This is a genomic window from Methylosinus sp. is20ea (genome assembly GCF_059718135.1).
Genome location: NZ_AP046088.1, coordinates 1,149,247 through 1,161,950, shown reverse-complemented (window position 1 = coordinate 1,161,950; position 12,704 = coordinate 1,149,247). Strand labels below are relative to the sequence as shown.

General features: G+C 67.1%; 14 protein-coding genes. 2 read left to right on the top strand and 12 right to left on the bottom strand.

The genetic code is table 11. The features are described 5' to 3' along the window. Positions 1 to 109 precede the first annotated feature (109 nt). From AC6IY7_RS05280 to AC6IY7_RS05265, 4 genes are read right to left on the bottom strand one after another with little or no spacing between them, the layout of a single operon-like run. Complete coding sequence (locus AC6IY7_RS05280; RefSeq protein WP_497782028.1) at positions 110 to 1,507, bottom strand: DUF6513 domain-containing protein; 1,398 nt, start codon at positions 1,505 to 1,507, stop codon at positions 110 to 112. After that, entirely contained in the window at positions 1,500 to 2,069 is a 570-nt protein-coding gene (locus AC6IY7_RS05275; RefSeq protein WP_497782027.1) for a flavoprotein, read from the bottom strand. The genes AC6IY7_RS05280 and AC6IY7_RS05275 overlap by 8 nt, the downstream gene beginning before the upstream one ends. Next, positions 2,066 to 2,908 carry an aspartate kinase gene (locus tag AC6IY7_RS05270; protein ID WP_497782026.1) on the bottom strand — a complete coding sequence of 281 codons (843 nt, stop codon included), beginning with the start codon at positions 2,906 to 2,908 and terminating at the stop codon, positions 2,066 to 2,068. The genes AC6IY7_RS05275 and AC6IY7_RS05270 overlap by 4 nt, the downstream gene beginning before the upstream one ends. Next, positions 2,886 to 4,067: a (5-formylfuran-3-yl)methyl phosphate synthase gene (locus tag AC6IY7_RS05265; RefSeq protein ID WP_497782025.1), complete on the bottom strand. Its 1,182-nt coding sequence runs from the start codon at positions 4,065 to 4,067 to the stop codon at positions 2,886 to 2,888. The genes AC6IY7_RS05270 and AC6IY7_RS05265 overlap by 23 nt, the downstream gene beginning before the upstream one ends. Positions 4,068 to 4,229: 162 nt before the next feature. On the opposite strand from AC6IY7_RS05265, the gene AC6IY7_RS05260 reads away from it, so the two are divergent. Beyond that, complete coding sequence (locus tag AC6IY7_RS05260) at positions 4,230 to 4,913, top strand: type 1 glutamine amidotransferase domain-containing protein (RefSeq protein ID WP_497782024.1); 684 nt, start codon at positions 4,230 to 4,232, stop codon at positions 4,911 to 4,913. Position 4,914: 1 nt separating this feature from the next. On the opposite strand, the gene AC6IY7_RS05255 is transcribed toward AC6IY7_RS05260, so the two are convergent. The 7 genes from AC6IY7_RS05255 to AC6IY7_RS05225 form a co-directional block, all read right to left on the bottom strand. Further along, a complete protein-coding gene (locus AC6IY7_RS05255; RefSeq protein ID WP_497782023.1) occupies positions 4,915 to 6,222 on the bottom strand; it encodes a bifunctional folylpolyglutamate synthase/dihydrofolate synthase in 1,308 nt (435 codons plus the stop codon). A 17-nt stretch (positions 6,223 to 6,239) separates the two neighbouring features. Next, on the bottom strand, positions 6,240 to 7,100 hold the full coding sequence (accD, locus tag AC6IY7_RS05250) for an acetyl-CoA carboxylase, carboxyltransferase subunit beta (RefSeq protein ID WP_497782022.1): 861 nt from the start codon (positions 7,098 to 7,100) through the stop codon (positions 6,240 to 6,242). Beyond that, the gene (trpA, locus tag AC6IY7_RS05245) at positions 7,097 to 8,008 is read right to left on the bottom strand and encodes a tryptophan synthase subunit alpha (RefSeq protein WP_497782021.1); all 912 of its coding nucleotides are present in this window, start codon (positions 8,006 to 8,008) and stop codon (positions 7,097 to 7,099) included. The genes accD and trpA overlap by 4 nt, the downstream gene beginning before the upstream one ends. 53 nt (positions 8,009 to 8,061) lie before the next feature. After that, complete coding sequence (locus AC6IY7_RS05240) at positions 8,062 to 8,394, bottom strand: type II toxin-antitoxin system PemK/MazF family toxin (protein WP_142863866.1); 333 nt, start codon at positions 8,392 to 8,394, stop codon at positions 8,062 to 8,064. Continuing rightward, positions 8,394 to 8,645: an AbrB/MazE/SpoVT family DNA-binding domain-containing protein gene (locus tag AC6IY7_RS05235; RefSeq protein WP_497782020.1), complete on the bottom strand. Its 252-nt coding sequence runs from the start codon at positions 8,643 to 8,645 to the stop codon at positions 8,394 to 8,396. The genes AC6IY7_RS05240 and AC6IY7_RS05235 overlap by 1 nt, the downstream gene beginning before the upstream one ends. A 58-nt stretch (positions 8,646 to 8,703) precedes the next feature. Further along, the gene (gene trpB, locus AC6IY7_RS05230) at positions 8,704 to 9,951 is read right to left on the bottom strand and encodes a tryptophan synthase subunit beta (RefSeq protein WP_497782019.1); all 1,248 of its coding nucleotides are present in this window, start codon (positions 9,949 to 9,951) and stop codon (positions 8,704 to 8,706) included. 73 nt (positions 9,952 to 10,024) lie between these two features. After that, positions 10,025 to 10,672, bottom strand: coding sequence for a phosphoribosylanthranilate isomerase (locus AC6IY7_RS05225; protein WP_497782018.1), 648 nt, complete (start codon positions 10,670 to 10,672; stop codon positions 10,025 to 10,027). 227 nt (positions 10,673 to 10,899) lie between these two features. Here AC6IY7_RS05225 and hpnH point away from each other — a divergent pair, with 227 nt between their 5' ends. After that, positions 10,900 to 12,051 (top strand): adenosyl-hopene transferase HpnH, encoded by a 1,152-nt coding sequence (gene hpnH, locus AC6IY7_RS05220; protein ID WP_497782017.1) that lies wholly within the window; start codon positions 10,900 to 10,902, stop codon positions 12,049 to 12,051. Here the strand turns inward: hpnH and AC6IY7_RS05215 are convergent. Further along, positions 11,992 to 12,702 (bottom strand): phosphorylase, encoded by a 711-nt coding sequence (locus tag AC6IY7_RS05215; protein WP_497782016.1) that lies wholly within the window; start codon positions 12,700 to 12,702, stop codon positions 11,992 to 11,994. The two genes, hpnH and AC6IY7_RS05215, sit on opposite strands and share 60 nt — an antisense overlap. Positions 12,703 to 12,704: the final 2 nt, after the last annotated feature.

The following is a 12,704-nucleotide window of genomic DNA, read 5'->3' as shown; positions in this document are numbered from 1 at the left end:
CTCCTCTCTAGAGTGTTTTCGAGCGAAGTGGGAACCGGTTCGCGTGAAGAAAACACGACCGAACAAGGAGATCTAGAGTCATTCCGGTTCAATCTGAACCGGAATGACTCTAGGGCTCGCGCGCCTTGCGCAGCGTATGGCCGGCTTCACGCTGGCGCGTCTCATCCTCTCGCGATCTATCCAAAGCGCAGCCGAAGTCCAGAGGCTCGTCCTGCCGATAGCGCTTACCCAGACGAAAAGCGATTTCCGCCTTCATGAGTTCCGCGCCGAGATAGAAGGCGTGCGCGCCGTCCTTCTCGACGCCGAGCTCTGGAAAGAGCGACATGGCGTCCTGCGCGACGCGGTGGAAGCCGCGCGCATAGATGTGAATCCCGTCCTCGGCGACTTCGATGCGGAAATTCTCGTCGCGCAGCTCGCGCGCGAGCTCGGCGATCTCGTCGGGCGTCGCGGCATAGGGCCGCTTGTCGTGGATTTGCAGCAGCGCGTCGCTATAGCCTTTGGGCAGAGCGCGATCGGCGCGGGCGGCGAACAGCATGCGCCGCGCGGCGTCATGTTCCTGCACGGTGCGGCGCGTGTGCGGGCTCACTTGCACGGTGAGCAGATGGCGAATGTCGAGCTCTGAGCACAGACCCAGCAGCACAGCGGTGACGCCCGAGGAATCGGCGTCGGTCAATTCGGTGAGATTGCCCGTGCCCATCATCATCTCGGCCTGCGGCTCGCGGCGCCGCGTCTCCACATAGCGCTCGATGGAGGCGGCGAGGCCGAAGTGAATGGGATCGAGGATCGGATCGAGAATAAAGGAGATTCCGCGCTTTTCCGCGATGCGCGCGGCGCGCTGCAGCGAATCGAGATCGCCATGCGGATTGGGCACGAGAATGGGAACGAGCGGCGAATGATCGGGAAGGATCGAAAGGCTGTGCTCGTCGAGGCTGAGCAGATGATCGGCCCCTGCGCGCGCGCCGCGCTCCAATTCCTCGTGCTTCGCCGAATCGAGGCTGACGGAAAAGCCGCGCTCTTTGAGCGCGACGATCGTCTCCTCCATATGCGGAAAGGGCGTGTCCGGCAGGCAGCCGAGATCGATGACGTCGGCGCCGGCCTCCTTCAGCATGGTGGCGCGCGCGACGACCTCCTCGATGCTCATGATGGAGGCGTCGACGATCTCGGCGAAGATGCGCATGTCGTGGCGCGTCAGATCGGCCTTGGCGCCGCGCTTGCCGAAGAAGGCCGGAAGATCGGCGATCTCCTCCGGCCCGCGCTCGAAAGGCGCGCCGAAAGCTTGCCCCAGAGCGGCGAGATCGGCGCGGCAACGGCCGGGCAATATGACGCGATCCGCCTCCAGCGGGCGCGGCAGGCGGCGCAGGATGATCTCCTGCGTCATCAGCGCCGCGACCTTCACGCCTATATCGTGAATGCGCCAGTTCCTCGCCTCGTCTCCGAAGCCCGCCAGCATGCGCTCGAGGCGCGGCAGAGCGAGATGGCCGGTGAGGAACAGCAGGCGCTCAGACATTCCCGATCGGCTCCCGAGCGGCGAGCTCGCGGCGCCGGCGCTCGACGGCCTCGTGCAGCGCGGCGAGGCTCTCGGCGACTTGCGTCGATTCGAAGGATTTGAGCTTGTCGGTGTTCTCGAGATCGATGCGGCGCGGATAGACCATCACCTTGCGGTCGGGCGCCTGAGTCTCCAGCTCCGGCGCGGTGTCGCAGGCGAAGACGACCGTCGGCACGCGGCATTTGCCGGCCTGGGCGAACACATTGGTCGCGAGATTGTCGGAGATGCCATAGACGAATTTGGCGACCGTGTTGGAGGTCGCCGGCGCGACGATCAGCGTGTGATAATAGCTGTGATAGAAGCCGCCGACCGGAACCGAGCTCGCCGTCGTGTCGCGGAACACGCGGACATGATCGGGCATGTCGTCGAGGCGGTGCTTATACATGCGGATCACTTCCGCGGCCGCCTTGCTGACGAAGAGGTCGACATGGTCGAGCGAGCGGATGATGTCGAGACATTCGGTGAAGAAATGCCCCGAGCCGGTGAGCGCCCATCCCCACCGCGGCGTGACCACCTTTTTCATGATGCGATGCTTTGCTCTCTGGTGAAATCGACGGAGGCTCCGGGAATGGCGCCGCGCGCGAAACTTTCGTCCGCCGCGCGCAACGCTGCAGGGCCGGCGATGAAGACGTCGAGCTCTCGCGCATAATGCGCGAAGCAGGGATCGACGATGGACTGCGCCGCGTCGCTGACGGCTCCCTCATCCTGAGGAGGGCCCGAAGGGCCCGTCTCGAAGGACGAGGGAGCCGTCAGCGACGCCCCCCGATCCGGCGTGCTTCGAGACGCGGCCTGCGGCCGCTCCTCGGCATGAGGGAGGGTGTGGATGCCCCCACCCTCCCCTCCAGGGGGAGGTGGAAACGCGCGCAAATCGACGCTCTTTATCAGCAGCAGAGCGCTTGCTCCCGCTTCGCGCGCATACCAGGCCGCGAGACTGTCGGACGTCATGTCCCAGCTCTGTGGAATCTGGGGAGCGGCGCGCGTCATCGCAACCGGGCGCCAGATCGCCGCGGCGCCGCGCCGATGCGCCGCCTCGGCCTCCTGCGGCGTCGAGACGGGGACGAGCTGCGGCTCGAGGTCGCAAAGCGCGCGCCCATATTGCTCCATCGCCATGATCGCCATCTCATGCGCGGCGTCGTCGGAAAAGCGCAGCGTTTCCTGCGCGCGGCGCACGGCGTCGGCGAAGGGGCCGCCGCCGGGGACGATCGTCAGAGGGCCGGCGTAGCGCAGCAGCGCAGCGAGCCATTGGCGCAGCGCGGGCGAGGCCGAGAGGCTCCCGCCGAGCTTGGCGACCAGATGGCGCGCTTCAGCACTTCTGCGCGTCTCAGCTCTTGTGCGTGCTTCAGCTCTTGGGCTCGGCGGCATCGGGGAGGCCCGGAAAGAGGTGATGAACCTTGGCGGTCTCCGCCTGGCGCTCGCGGCGGATGCGCACGCCGACCGCGCCCGGCGCGACGTCGAGCTTCTCCACCTGCACATTCACGCCTTGCACGCGCTCGTGCCGCAGCACCAGCTCGGCGAGGCGCTCGGCGATCGTCTCCACCATCTCTATATGGCCGGAGGCGAGGATCATTTTGATCGCATCCATGATGACGTCATAGGAGAAGACATTGCGCATGTCGTCGCCGCCGGCGGAAACGCGCGTCACATCCACATCGACATTGAAGCGCACGCGCTGCGTGCGGCCGCGCTCGAAATCATAGGCGCCGATCTCGACCGGAATGACGAGGTCGCGCACGAATATGTGATCGATCTCGCGGCTGCGCTCGCGGCTCTCGAGATAGCCGCGTCCGACGACGAGCGACCAGTCGACATTGGCGGCGAGCCGCACGCTTTTCGTGTCTGAGCGCGTCGGGCCGCCGGGGATGAGGTCGCGAATCAGCGCGACGGCCTGCGCGTCGATCGCGTTTCTGCGGTCATGGCCCGCGCAGAGCGCGCCGCGGAAGCCGATCACCTCGGCGCCCGTCACCAGCAGGCGCGGCACGTCCGGCGCCTCCAGCGAGCCGGCGAGGCCCGCCTCGAGGCCGAGCGCATGGCAGCGCTCGACGAAGGCGGACAGCGCGCCAATGTCGAAATGCTCGAGCAGCCGGCCCTTGCCCTTATGCGCCGTGTCGAGCAGCGCGCCGGCGAAACCGGCGCAGGCGAGGCGCGGCAGCAGCTCGAGATCCGGCCCGAGATCGGCGAAGAGGACGGCGACCAGCCGCACGCGCTGCGCGAGAGGCGCCAGCGCCTCGATCAGCGCCTCGGCGTCGGGCGTGGCGGGCAGAGCGAATTTCACGAAAGCGACGCCGAGCGCGGCCGTCTCCTCGATGGCGCGTCGCGCCAGCTCGGGGTCGTGCGAGAGTTCGACGACGGCGCTGACTGGACGCCGTCCGCCGACGGCTGCGACGATCGCGGAGATTTCGGCCGAGGGCAGGGCGCCCAGCGCGCCGCGGGAGGCGTCCTTGCAGTCGATGACGTCCGCCCCGCCGGCCAGAACGATCTCGGCCTCGGCCACGCAGGCGACGCTCGTCAACATCAGGGTCATTCACTTCGCTCCGTCCACGCGAGACGCTTCTTGCGCGCTTGTGGAGCAAATTTTCCCCGAATCCAAGTAGGCTCGAGCGCGCGCCCCCTCATCGGGACGGGCGCCGGCCGAGGGGGCGCGCCATTTCTCCGCCACGGCAAGCGCGCGAACAGGGAGAAATCTATGAAAATCCTCATCGTCCTCACCTCGCACGATCGGCTCGGCGACACCGGCCGCAAGACCGGCTTCTGGCTGGAGGAGCTCGCCGCGCCCTATTACGTCCTCCAGGACGCCGGGGCGGAGGTCGTTCTGGCCTCGCCCGCCGGCGGGCGGCCTCCGCTGGACCCCAAGAGCAACGAGCCGGACTTCCAGACCGATCTCACCCGCAGATTCGAGGCGGATGCGGCGGCCGAGGCGCGGCTCGCCGATACGGCGCGTCTCGACAGCCTTCGCGAGGCCGATTTCGACTCGGTCTTCTACCCCGGCGGCCATGGGCCTTTGTGGGATCTCGCCGAGGACGCGCATTCGATCGCGCTGATCCGATCCTTCGTCGCGGCGGGCAAGCCCGTCGCCCTCGTCTGCCACGCCCCGGGCGTGCTGCGCCATGTCGTCGGCGCGGACGGCGAGCCGCTGGTCGCGGGCAAAAATGTGACCGGCTTCGCCAATAGCGAGGAGGAGGCCGTCGGCCTCACCAATATCGTTCCCTTCCTGGTCGAGGACGAGCTGCGGGCGAAGGGCGGGCTGTTCTCCAAGGGCCCCGATTGGGCGCCTCATATCGTTCGGGACGGCCTGCTGATCACGGGGCAAAATCCCGCCTCCTCGGGCCCGGCGGCCCGCAGGCTGCTGGAGGCGCTCGCCGGGGCGTGAGCTATTCGATCACCGAGCCGTTGAGCGCCAGCACGCCGGCGGCGAGATAGAGCGAGCCGGCGATCAATATGCGCGGCGGAGCCTCGTAGCTTCGCTGCGAGACGAGCGCCAGCGCCTCTTCGACGCTGCCCGCGGCGGCGGCGCGCATGCCCTCGGCGCAGGCGAGGGCGGCGATCTCTTGCGGAGGCCAGCTCTTGTGCTCGCCCTCCACCGGCACGGCGACGACCTCGCGGGCGAGGCCGACGAAATGTTTTATCAGCGCGCGCACGTCCTTCGTCACCTGCGCGCCGCAGACGAAGACCAGCGGCCGCGCGTTCTTCTCCTCGAATTCGGCCATGGCCTCGGCGAGCACGCGGCCGCCGTCGTCATTGTGACCGCCGTCGAGCCAGACCTCCGAGCCCGGCGGAACCAGCTCCGCCACCCGTCCGCGCGAGAGCAATTGCAGCCGCGCCGGCCATTCGGCGCGGGTGAGGCCGGCCTCTATATGCTCGGGCCGGATTTCGGGCGCCACGGCGCGCAGCGCGGCGATGGCGCCGGCGGCGTTGGCCTGCTGATGGCGGCCGGGCAGGCGCGGCAATGGCAGGTCCAAGAGGCCGCGCTCGTCCTCATAGACGAAACGCCCATTCTCCTCGCGAATGTGAAAATCCTCGCCGGCGATCGAGAGAGGGGCGCCGAGGCGCCGGGCCTCGCGCTCCAACACGTCGCGGGCGCCGTCCTGCTGTTGAAAGCCGATGATCGCCGGCGCGCCGCGCTTGAAAATGCCGGCTTTCTCATAGGCGATCTTCTCGATCGTATCGCCCAGAAATTCCGTGTGGTCGTGCGAGATGGAGGTGACGATCGTCGCCTTGGGACGCTCGATCACATTGGTCGAATCATAGCGTCCGCCGAGGCCGGTCTCCAGCAGCAGCCAATCGGCCGGCTCCTCGGCGAAGAGCGCGAAGGCGGCGACGGTGGTGATCTCGAAGAAGGTCACCGGCCGCTGGCCATTGGCGCGCTCGCATTCTTCCAGCGCGCGCTTCAGCCGCTCGTCGTCGACGAGGCGGCCGGCGAGGCGAATGCGCTCGTTGAAGCGCAGCAGATGCGGCGAAGTGTAGACATGCGCGCGCAGCCCGGCCGCCTCCAGCATGGCGCGCAGAAAGGCGAGCGTCGAGCCTTTGCCATTGGTGCCGGCGACATGGATGATCGGCGGCAGGCGTCGCTCGGGATGGCCCATTTCGGCCATGAGTCTCTCGGTCCGTCCGAGCGACAGATCGATCTTCTTGGGGTGGAGGTCGAGCAAGCGCGACAGAATCGCGTCGTGCTGATCCATGATGCGCTTTCGCTCCTTCAGGCCGCGCGGCGCGGCGCCTTGGTCAGCAGCGCGCAGAGCCGCGCCAGCGTCTCGCGCATCTCCTGGCGCGGCACGACCATGTCGACCATGCCATGATCCTTGAGATATTCCGCGCGTTGAAATCCTTCCGGCAGCTTCTCGCGGATCGTCTGCTCGATGACGCGCGCGCCGGCGAAGCCGATGATCGCGCCGGGCTCGGCGATGTGGATATCGCCCAGCATGGCGTAGGAGGCGGTGACGCCGCCGGTCGTCGGATTGGTGAGCACGACGATATAGGGCAGGCGCGCCTCGCGCAGCCGGCGCACGGCGATGGTCGTGCGCGGCATCTGCATCAGCGAGAACATGCCTTCCTGCATGCGCGCGCCGCCGGAGGCGGTGAAGATGATGAAGGGCGTGCGCTTCTCTATAGCGTGGCTCATGCCGGCGATGATCGCCTCGCCCGCGGCCATGCCGAGCGAGCCGCCCATGAACTCGAAATCCTGCACCGCCACGGTGACGAGCGCGCCCTCGAGCTTGCCATAGGCGATGGTCAGCGCATCGATATGGCCGGTCTTCAGCCGATATTCCTTGATCTTGTCGACATAGCGCTTGATGTCGCGGAATTTCAAGGGGTCGCTCGGCACGTCCGGCGTCGGGATCAGCTCATGCGCGCCCTCGTCGAAGAGGCTGGCGAGCCGCGCCTCGACGGGGATGCGCATGTGATAGCCGGAGCCCGGCACGACATAGAGATTGTCCTCTATGTCCTTGTGGAACACGAGCTGGCCGCTCTCCGGGCATTTGACCCAGGCGTTCTCGGGCGCCTCGCGCTTGATGAGGGCTTTGATCTTGGGCGGAACGACGTTGGAATACCAATTCATGACCAGAGCCTCGCGAGCGCTCCCAAGGCCGCTTTCAGCGAGAAGGGCTCTTCCTTCTTCGCGGCTTGCGCCCGCGCGCTGCGCACGCCGCGGGAAAGTTCGGCGACGAGCGAGGCGACCGCCTCGACCGTCTGTGGGCCGGCGTGTTTCTCAACGTCGAGCGATTTCGCCAGAGCGTCGACCAGCGCCGTGCCCACCACGACGCCATCGGCATATTTTGCGATCGCGGCGGCGTTCTCCGCCGTTTTGACGCCGAAGCCGACGGCGATCGGCAGAGGCGTGCTCCGCTTGATGCGCGCGACCGCCTCCGACACGCCGGAATAATCCGAGAGCGCCGCGCCGGTGATTCCGGTGAGCGAGACATAATAGACGAAGCCGCTCGTATTTTCGAGCACTTTGGGCAGGCGCTTATCGTCCGTCGTCGGCGTCGCCAGCCGGATGAAGCTCAGCCCCGCCGCCCGCGCCGGCAGGCACAGCTCGGCATCCTCCTCCGCCGGAAGATCGACGATGATGAGCCCGTCGACGCCGGCCGCCTTCGCCTCCTCGAGGAAGGCGGCGACGCCATGGACATAGACGGGGTTGTAATAGCCCATCAGCACGAGCGGCGTCGCCTGATCCACGGCGCGGAAGGCGCGGACCAGCTCGAGCGTCTTGTTCAGCGTGGTCCCGGCCTTCAGCGCCCGCAGTCCGGCCGCCTGGATGGAGGGGCCATCCGCCATCGGGTCGGTGAAGGGCATGCCGAGCTCGATGAGGTCGGCGCCGGCCTTGGGCAGGCTCTTGACGATCTCGAGCGAGGTCTCGAGGTCCGGGTCGCCGGCCATGACGAAGGTCACGAGGGCGGCGCGGCCCTCGGCGCGCAGGGCTTCGAAGCGGGCGTCGATGCGTGTGGTCTTGGCGGCGGATGTCATGGCGGCAGGCGATAGCATAGGGGAGGGCGAAGGGGAATGGCGGGGTGGGGGCGTCACTCCAGCAATGTCGAGAGCCGGGCGATCACCTCATTGACGATATAGTCGGGAGCGCTCTCGAGCTTGCGGGCGCCGCGGGCGCGAAGATCTAGCGTCCGCGCCTGATCGCAGCGGACGACGCCATCGGTCGAAAGGCCGCTTCCGGTGAGCGGAACCGTGAAGCCGGTTGCACGAGCGAAACCGCCTCCGCCGGTGATCGGCACACAAAGCGGCGCCCCCGTGTGCCGGTTGAAGCGGCTCGCCGAAACGATCATCACGCAGCGGCGGCCTTTTTGCTCACGGCCTTCGGTCGGATCGAGATCGACGAGGTAGATGTCGCCTCGATCCATCAGAGAAGTTCGCGGCCGACGGGCCGCGAATTCATCCAAGCTTCGTCCTTCTCGGAGACAGAGGGGGCCTCTTCGGATAAAAGCTCGTCGAGGGAATAGCGGCGCTGAGGTTGCGGCTCGACGATCAGGCGGCCGGCCTCGATCGAAAGGCCGACGGTCGATTCGGCCGCAAGCTCGAGCGCGCTGAGCATGGCGGGCGGAACCGCCACCATGATCGAGCCGCCGACTTTTCGTAGCTTGGCAGTCTGCATCGTCGTTACCCTTTCAGGTTATATAAAAATATAACCCTAGCCGGCCTCGCCGGCAAGCTCACATCCCGCCCAAATGCTCCGCCACGGCGAAAATATCCTTGTCGCCGCGTCCGCACAGATTCATCACCATCAGATGATCCTGCGGCTTCTGCGGCGCCAGCTCCATGACTTTGGCCAGCGCATGGGAGGGCTCCAGCGCCGGGATGATGCCCTCGAGCTTGGAGCAGAGCTGGAAGGCGGCGAGCGCCTCCTTGTCGGTGGCCGAGAGATAAGTCACGCGGCCGATGTCGCGCAGCCAGGAATGCTCCGGCCCTATGCCCGGATAATCGAGGCCGGCGGAGATCGAATGGCCTTCGAGAATCTGGCCGTCGTCGTCCATCAGCAGATAGGTGCGGTTGCCGTGCAGCACGCCCGGCCGTCCGCCGGCCAGCGAGGCGGCATGGCCATTCTCGACGTCGAGCCCATGGCCGGCGGCCTCGACCCCGTAAATCTCCACCGAGGCGTCGTCGAGGAAAGGATGGAACAGGCCGATGGCGTTGGAGCCGCCGCCGATGCAGGCGACCAGCGAATCGGGAAGCCTCCCTTCGGCCTCGAACATCTGCTCCTTCGCCTCATTGCCGATCACCGATTGGAAATCGCGCACCATGGCGGGGTAGGGATGCGGGCCGGCGGCGGTGCCGATGCAATAGAAAGTGTCGGAGACATTGGTCACCCAGTCGCGCAGCGCCTCGTTCATCGCGTCTTTCAGCGTGCGCGCGCCGGATTGCACCGGGCGGACCTCGGCGCCCAGCATCTTCATGCGGAAGACATTGGGCTTTTGCCGCTCGACATCGACTGCGCCCATATAGACGACGCAATCGAGGCCGAAGCGCGCGCAGGCGGTGGCGGTGGCGACGCCATGCTGGCCGGCGCCGGTCTCGGCGATGATGCGCTTCTTGCCCATGCGGCGGGCGAGCAGGATCTGGCCGAGCACATTGTTGATCTTATGCGCGCCGGTGTGGTTCAGCTCGTCGCGCTTGAAATAGATTTTGGCGCCGCCCTCGCCGCCGACGGCCGCCGTGAGGCCGCGTAAATATTCGGTCATGCGCTCGGCGTAATAGAGCGGGCTCGGCCGGCCGACATAATGCTTGAGAAGGCTGTCCAGCTCGGCCTGGAAGAAGGGGTCGGCCTTGGCCTCCCCATAGGCGCGTTCGAGGTCGAGAATGAGCGGCATCAAGGTCTCGGCGACGAAGCGGCCGCCGAACAGGCCGAAGCGGCCGTTCTCGTCCGGGCCGTTGCGGAAGGAATTGGGGGTCTGCTCGTTCACTGTCGGTCCTCCTCGCCTCGGCTTCGGCGCTCTATTAGACCCTCCGCCACGCCGATGAAAGCGTCGCGGATCGTCAGACGGATGCGCCGCGCGCCGCCGCGACGAAAGCCGCGATCTTCGCCTCGTCCTTGACGCCGCGGGCGCTCTCGACCCCGGACGATACATCCACCGCGGGCGCGCCGGTGCGTCGCAGCGCCTCCGCCACATTGGCGGGGTCGAGGCCGCCGGAGAGCATCCAGTCGCCGCCGCTATAGCCGCGCAGCAGCTCCCAATCGAAGACGGCTCCGCCGCCGCCGGGGATCGCGGCGCCCGGCGCCGGCTTGGCGTCGAAAAGCAGAATGTCGGCGGCCTCCCGAAAGGCCGAGGCGCGCGCGATATCGGCCGCGTCGGCGACGCCGATCGCCTTGACGATGGGCAGGCGGAAGCGCGCCTTCACGGCGGCGACGCGCTCTCGCGTCTCCTTCCCATGCAATTGCAGCAGGTCCGGCGCGAGCGCGGCGATGATGGCGTCGAGCGCGGAATCGTCGGCGTCGACGCAGAGCGCGACCTTGGCGATGCGCCCCTGCGCCGCTCGCCCGAGCGCGCGCGCCGTCTCGAGCGAGACATGCCGCGGGCTCTTCTCGAAGAAGACGAAGCCGGCCATATCCGCGCCGGCGGCGATCGTCGCCTCGAGCGTCGGCAGGGTAGACAAGCCGCAGATTTTGACGATCACGCCGGGCAAACTTCCCTCTCGCTGTTTCCGTTTTCGGGCCGTGACCCTATCATGACCGGGCTCGGGCCCGAAAAACGCCATATCCTCGAGGCGAGGTCGCGGGCGAGCGCCGCCGGTTTGCGCAGTCGAGCTTTCGTGTTAGACGAAACGTTCCGACGCTGTGTTCACGCGCGTCGAAGCCGGGCGGCCACCGCGTCGCTTTGTCGAAGAGCCGGTCCCGAGAAGGAACAGCTTTCTTGTCCATTCCGCTTCGCTACATCATGTCGATCGGCGGCTATATTCTCCGCCAGCATCTCGCCGGCCGGAAACGCTATCCGCTGGTGCTGATGCTCGAGCCGCTGTTTCGCTGCAATCTCGCCTGCGCGGGCTGCGGCAAGATCGACTATCCGGACCATATTCTCGACAAGCGCCTCTCGGCCGAGGCTTGCCTCGCCTCGGTGGATGAGTGCGGCGCGCCGGTCGTCGTGATTGCGGGCGGCGAGCCGCTGCTGCACAAGGAGCTGCCGCAGATCGTCGAAGGCATAATGGCGCGCAAGAAATTCGCCATCGTCTGCACCAATGCGCTGCTGCTCGCCAAAAAGATCGATCAGTATAAGCCGAGCCCTTATTTCACCTGGTCGATCCATCTCGACGGCGACGAGGAGATGCACGACCGCGCCGTGAGCCAGAAGGGCGTCTACAAGCGCGCCGTCGAGGCGATCGCGCTGGCGAAATCCAAGGGCTTCCGCGTCACCATCAACAGCACCTTCTTCCAGGACGCCGATCCCGCCCGCGTCGCGGATTTCTTCGACGAGGCGAAGCGCCTCGGCATAGACGGGATGACGGTGTCGCCGGGCTACGCCTATGAGCGCGCGCCCAATCAGGAGCATTTCCTCAATCGCGCGCGCACCAAGGAGCTGTTCCGCGACGTGCTGCGGCGCGGGCGCGGCGGAAGGGCCTGGGCCTTCGTGCAGTCGGGCCTGTTCCTCGACTTTCTGGCCGGCAATCAGACCTATCATTGCACGCCCTGGGGCAATCCGGCGCGCACCGTCTTCGGCTGGCAGCGCCCCTGCTATCTCCTGGGCGAGGGCTATGTCCCGACCTTCAAGCAGCTGATGGAAGAGACCGACTGGGATTCCTACGGCGTCGGCAATTACGAGAAATGCGCCGATTGCATGGTCCATTGCGGCTTCGAGGCGACCGCCGTGAAGGACGCCGTCGCGCGTCCGTGGAAGGCGGCGCTGGTGGCTCTGCGCGGCGTGCGGACGGAAGGCGATTTCGCGCCCGACATCTCGCTCGAGAAGCAGCGGCCGGCGCAATATGTCTTCGACGAGAATATCGCGACTCTGTCAGAGCTCCGAGAGGCCGAGGCTAAGGAGCGGGCCAAGAAGACGTCCACAGCGGCCTAAGGTCGCCGACGACTTGCGGAAATCCAGACCGGCGAGGATCAGATCGCCGATCTGGCGCGGCTCGCGGGCGAGATCGCGAAACACCGCGCGGAAATCGACGCCGCCGTCCGGCGTGACGGCGGAGGTGGCGAGGGGCGGCAGCGCCCGCGCCGCCGGATCATTGACCACGCGCACCACGGCCAGCGGCAGGCGCCGCCGTTCGGCGAATTCCGCGGCGATATGCGTCTCCATATCGACGACTGCGGCGCCGGTCCTCGTTCGCAGCGCAGCTTTGGCCTTGGGGTCGAGCACAGGCGCCTCGACGCCGGCGATGACGCCCGAGACGATCTTGCCGCCCGAGGCGCCGAGACCTTCGCTCAAAATGGCCGAGAGCTCGGCGCTCGTCTCATAGCGCTTGCCCTCGGCGACGACGGCCGAGCCGATGACGACGTCGCCGGGCCGCAGCGCCGGGTCCAGCCCGCCCGCTATGCCGAAGCTGACGACGCCGGCGAGCGCGAAGCCCTGCGTGCGCTCGAGCGCGGCGCGCAGGCCCTCTGTGTCGGCGCCGCTGCAAATCGGCACCAGACCTTCGCCCTCGGCGCAGGCGCGCTCGCTGAGCAGCCCCGTGATGATGAGGAAGCGCGGGGGCTCCACCTCATCCGGGCCGTCCAAGC

What these genes read in the sequence shown, in the direction of transcription:
- AC6IY7_RS05265 (WP_497782025.1), bottom strand. Translation starts at nt 4,067, where the DNA reads ATGACCCTGATGTTGACGAGCGTCGCCTGCGTGGCCGAGGCCGAGATC.
- AC6IY7_RS05240 (WP_142863866.1), bottom strand. Translation starts at nt 8,394, where the DNA reads ATGGATCGAGGCGACATCTACCTCGTCGATCTCGATCCGACCGAAGGC.
- AC6IY7_RS05255 (WP_497782023.1), bottom strand. Translation starts at nt 6,222, where the DNA reads ATGGATCAGCACGACGCGATTCTGTCGCGCTTGCTCGACCTCCACCCC.
- AC6IY7_RS05260 (WP_497782024.1), top strand. Translation starts at nt 4,230, where the DNA reads ATGAAAATCCTCATCGTCCTCACCTCGCACGATCGGCTCGGCGACACC.
- AC6IY7_RS05270 (WP_497782026.1), bottom strand. Translation starts at nt 2,908, where the DNA reads ATGCCGCCGAGCCCAAGAGCTGAAGCACGCACAAGAGCTGAGACGCGC.
- AC6IY7_RS05275 (WP_497782027.1), bottom strand. Translation starts at nt 2,069, where the DNA reads ATGAAAAAGGTGGTCACGCCGCGGTGGGGATGGGCGCTCACCGGCTCG.
- trpA (WP_497782021.1), bottom strand. Translation starts at nt 8,008, where the DNA reads ATGACATCCGCCGCCAAGACCACACGCATCGACGCCCGCTTCGAAGCC.
- AC6IY7_RS05235 (WP_497782020.1), bottom strand. Translation starts at nt 8,645, where the DNA reads ATGCAGACTGCCAAGCTACGAAAAGTCGGCGGCTCGATCATGGTGGCG.
- AC6IY7_RS05280 (WP_497782028.1), bottom strand. Translation starts at nt 1,507, where the DNA reads ATGTCTGAGCGCCTGCTGTTCCTCACCGGCCATCTCGCTCTGCCGCGC.
- accD (WP_497782022.1), bottom strand. Translation starts at nt 7,100, where the DNA reads ATGAATTGGTATTCCAACGTCGTTCCGCCCAAGATCAAAGCCCTCATC.